The sequence below is a fragment of the Helicobacter bilis genome, assembly GCF_900198365.1.
GTDB classification, from domain to species: domain Bacteria; phylum Campylobacterota; class Campylobacteria; order Campylobacterales; family Helicobacteraceae; genus Helicobacter_A; species Helicobacter_A bilis_B.
Map to the genome: position 1 here is coordinate 86860 of NZ_FZMS01000001.1, position 4982 is coordinate 91841.

Annotated in this window: 3 protein-coding genes and 1 pseudogene; all 4 read left to right on the forward strand. The window is 32.1% G+C overall.

From position 1 onward, the window contains the following. Positions 1 to 587: pseudogene (locus tag C6H08_RS00470) on the forward strand (hypothetical protein); the annotation flags it as partial. Positions 588 to 652: 65 nt separating this feature from the next. Then, positions 653 to 1792, forward strand: a complete 1140-nt coding sequence (locus C6H08_RS00475) for a hypothetical protein (RefSeq protein WP_034580225.1) — start codon at positions 653 to 655, stop codon at positions 1790 to 1792. Between the two features lie 364 nt (positions 1793 to 2156). Then, positions 2157 to 2624, forward strand: a complete 468-nt coding sequence (locus C6H08_RS00480; protein ID WP_034580226.1) for a hypothetical protein — start codon at positions 2157 to 2159, stop codon at positions 2622 to 2624. A 16-nt stretch (positions 2625 to 2640) separates the two neighbouring features. Beyond that, a partial coding sequence (locus tag C6H08_RS00485; protein ID WP_459178051.1) for a putative barnase/colicin E5 family endoribonuclease occupies positions 2641 to 4982 on the forward strand: 2342 nt, incomplete at its 3' end.

Here is a 4982-nt window from a genome sequence, read left to right on the forward strand (position 1 = left end):
CTACAAAAGAGATAAAGCTACTAGCATACAATAAACCTAGTGAAAATAACGCAGTAGAAGTGGATAGGTTGAGTAATGTGTTGGGGGAAATACCAAAAACAAGAGAATATCAGGTTATCACAGATAAAAAGGCTTTTATAGAAAATCTTAATGTTTTAAAGTCGGTGGCAGAGCCTATACCGCCAACACTAGATATACATGCTTTCTTAAAAACTTTAGATAATGTAGAAAATAAAGAAAACTTTATCGAGCATTTATTAACTAGAAATAATGCGGAAACAAGACTAGCATATTTAAATCTTGTTGAGCCTACGCTAAAAAGGGCAGATATTGAACTCACTTTTTTACCAAATAAAAAAGAATATATTAAATCATTTAAAGATAAGGATAACAATCTATTATATCTACTTGTAACAAAAAATAATGATAAAACTTTAATAACAGGGATTCCAAACGCAAATGAAAGATATGTAAAGAATGAGATAAACAAGGCGGACATTATCCATTCTTTCGTTCCGCTGAACAGACAAACAACCGAAGTTGTGAATGGACTCGCAATGCAAATCCTACCACAAAACAGGAAATAAGTAAAGAGATACCACAAGATTCAAAACAACAACTTGAAGCAAATCTCAAAGGGCTTTATGAAAAATTGAAAGGCTTAAATAAATATAATAAAATAGAAGGATATAAATATCGGGATATACTCGACAATCAAATTAAACCAGCTATTGCTAAACACTTTAAGCCTATATTAGACAAACTTAAAACCGCAGAAAACAAAAAACAAATGCAACAAATCATTATGCAAAATAGGGAAGGATTAAGCGATTATTTAGCTTTTAACATAGCAAAAGGGGAGCATAAAGATATTGATGGATATTTGACAGGGGATATTGATTTTTATGACAAAGATGTAGTTAAATTCTTTAAGCATAGAGAAGACAAACAAGCTTCTAAAATATATGATGATATAAGGTATAGGGTTTTAGCAAGTATAGAAAACTTACAAGACAAAAATACTTCCATACACTTATTTTTTGATGATTTAGAAGGCAATAGTGGACATTACAAAACATACCCTAGAAAAAAAGATTTAGCACTTGATAATGTAACGATAGGAAGCCATTTTAAAGAAGCTATGCTAATAAGTTCTAAAGATACGAATTTAAAAGAGAAAATTATTGAAAAATTAAAAGATGAATACCTAGATACAGAATTATATAAAGATTATTTAGAATTTTGTATAAATTCTATGAAACGATATGAGCCTGAAAAATCTAAATCTAACTCTGTAACACAAAAAACAGAGCTTACATTTGGAGGCGGCATACATAAAGAGTGGAATCCGCAAAAATTAAAAGCATGGGAAAAAGAGCTTGAAAATGTATCACAAAAGATAAAGGATACACAAGAAGTAGAAAAAGGAATCTCTGCACTGAAGGGGGAAACTAGCTTAGAATCTGCCACACAAAAAGCAGATTCTAATGATATTATTTTTACTGATAAAAAAGGTAAAGAACACACACTTACAAAAGAAGTGCAAGAGCAATGGCTAAAGACTTTTAACCTAAAAAGCCTTGATGAAAGTTATATACCAAAGCATAGCGATGAGATTAGAGAAGCTTTAGGTGGCAAAGAAATAAAACTCCAGCTAGGAAGCCTTAAAAAGCTAGTAGCACAAGGCAGGGAGCAATACATACCGCAGATTAAAGAAGTGCTAGATTCGCCAGAAGCAATTTTAAAAGATAGTGATAACGCCTTTTTATTTGCAAAACATTTAAAAGAATGACGATTATTTTGTAAATGTTAGTTTTGATAATGGGGAATATTTAGTAAGTATTAGTAACGGGATTAAAGAAACGAGAAACCTTAATAATAAACTAGAAAAAGGCGGTAGTTTTATTTATCAATCTCCAAACTTCAATTCTATCTCGCAAAAGCTTTTACAGGCTTCGCAATATTCAGCCAACAAGATTGACAGCGACATTATACCACAAACCCCACAAGAAATCATAAAACAAGCAAAAGAGTAAGGCAAAAGTGTAAAAGAAACAGCAGAAAATAACACAAATGCGTGGCAAAAAGAATTTATAGAAAAAATAAAAAATGATGAGTCAGGTAAGATTTCAGGGTATTATACACAGGGGGAGGCTTTGGTGATAGAGAGAAAAATAAATGATAGGGATTTAGACCTTATAAGCATCACCAAAGGAGAGAATGGGGAACTTTTTACAACATATTTAGGTAAATTTATTACACAACAAGAAGCACAGAAACGAAAAAGCTTTTTGGATAATGGATTTAAAGGTAAGGAAAAAGAGCTTTTAGAGTTTTTAGAAAAAGAGCCTGTGAATATAGGAGACGAAAGAATAGCATTTATCCCAAGCTTAGACAAATTTTTTGGCATACCATCTTTTAATGAGGAATACTTCACAGAGTTTTTTATACACAAGCATTTTGCAGATAGCAAAGAGCCTTTTACAAGTATGAGCTTAGGTCAAAAAAAACTAGAGGTAGCACTTGATAATTTAGATCGCTATATTGACAAACTTTTTAAAGACAATGGACACCATTTTGGCTTTTTGATAAATAATGAAAAAAACGCTGCATCGTTTAGCTAAAGATAAAGAATTATATATGGTTAAAGGTAAGGGAGCGATAGAAACTTTACTTGTCGCAAAAATGGGACATATACAAGGAGCATTCTACCGCAAAGAATTAGGGGATATTGATTTAGTTTGGGGAAATGATAAAATAGGCTTACAAAAAATAGTGGAAAAACATTTAAAAGACTTTGCAGACTTTGCAGGAAATAATCCTTATGAAAAAATGTCAAATGCAATAAATGAGATTATACAAAATGGCAAATTGCTTACCGAAAATGGAGTAAATACAATATGGTATAAAAATGGTGATGATTACTATCTAGTGGGAATCTCAAAAGGATTTAATAAAAAAGGTGATAACAATTGGGTTATTACAAGCTACAAAAAGACAAAGGGTAGAATACCTGATGAGATTAAAGGCGACACCGCGAACCTGTCCGCTTATAGCGATGAATTTAATCCTTTACTGACTTCTAAAGATGAACCTCTAAACTCTAGCGACATTATACCACAAACCCCAAAAGAAATAATCAAACAAGCAAAAGAAGCGGGGAAAAGTGTAGCAGAGACAAAGAAATTACTACAACAACACAAGGATATAGAATCTAAACGCAAAGAAACACAAAAACTAATCATACAAGAAAAGAAAGCAAAAGAAAAGCTGCACAAAGAAATAGGCATATTTGAGAAAGAAAAGCAAAACGCATTAGAAAAACTAGAATCCATTAAAACACAAATAAATGAGCTAGAAAAGAAAGATTTATCAAGCAAACAAGCACAAAAGCAAATGGATAAACTACAAACTAATCTTAGCTTTTTTGCAAATGAGATAGAAAAGACAAGAAATCTAATCAAACAAAGAAAAGATAAACTAGCTACCACACAAGAAGTCTATATACCGCAAAATCATACATTTAGCTATGATGGTAGAGAATTTAACACAAGAGAACATTTCTCTATTCTAAAGCAAAGAAGTCTAAATAACCAAGATGATGACTTTAATGGCTTTGATACTCTTATGCGTGAAGCAATAGAGAATGCACTCAACATTAAACCTATAAAAGAATTTGGCACAAACTATGCAGAACATTATCACAGCGGTGAAACTGCTATACAAAAACTAATAAGCGAAGCACAAGCACATAAAGAAAGCGGAGCTAAAGGCGAGTATAAAGGACAAGTTGCAGGGGCATTTCATCGTAAAGAATTAGGGGATATTGATTTAGTTTGGGGGCAAGTTGAAGGCAAAGGCAAAGAAGCAAAAGGTTATGGACTTGCTAAGATTATTGAAAAGCATTTAAACGCAGGGGACTTTAAAGCCTTTGGGGAGGGCGAAGCTGGACTTATAAATGCTATGAGTGAGATTATAGACAAGGGTAAGGTTATTACTCAAAATGGTGTAGATAGTATCGTATTGCATAAAAATGGAGAGGAATATAGAATTGGTATCTCTAAAGGTTGGGATAATGTAGGTGAAAATAAGTGGATTATCACAAGTTATAAAAATAATAAATACAAGGAAAGTGCCGAGACTTCCTACCACGACACTTTTACACCTAAAGAACCTTTAGGAAACCTTGACAACAACATTATACCACAACAAACACTAGAATCTACCATGCAAAAGTTTAATTACGATGAGAAAAAAGCAAAAGACTTGCTAGAGTGGCATAAAGACTCAAGCCCTTTAACAAAAGATGAAAACGGACTGCCTAAAGTGTTTTATCATTATACAAATAATGGCAAAGTTTTAGAAAAAACGAGGGATAAAGATTTTGAAGCCTTTACACGCAAAACGGACTTAAAAGAGCAATATGAAAAAATGCGTCCTTATGACAAACATTACGGCAGGAATCAAGGAAGTCGTTACGGGATATATTTTACAGAAAATGAAAAATATGCTCAAAATTATGCAACGCTTGGGGGGCAAGAAAGGGATTTAAAAGATGCTTTAGAAAGAGGCAACGCTAAGAAATATGAAGTATTTTTAAATATCAAAAATCCTTTAGATTTAGATACTATCATCACAAAGCAAAATGCCAAAGAAATCGAGCAACTTTTTGAAATCAAAAATCCACCAAAACACATAAAAGCTATAAATATAAATGATTATATTGGTAAGGATATTTTTACATATATTCATAATTTAGGATTTGATGAGTATGGACACAAAGCCGCTATTGCTAAGACTACTTTATATAGAAAAGACAAGTTAGGAGTTAATGGCGAAAGAGATATTTTAAATTTAGCGGATTTTTTGAGCTTAAAGGGTTATGACGGCTTATTTTTTAGCAGAAAAGAAACAGGGCGTGAATTTATAGTTTTTAATCCTAATCAAATTAAGCATATAGATAATAAAGGAAGCTATACAGA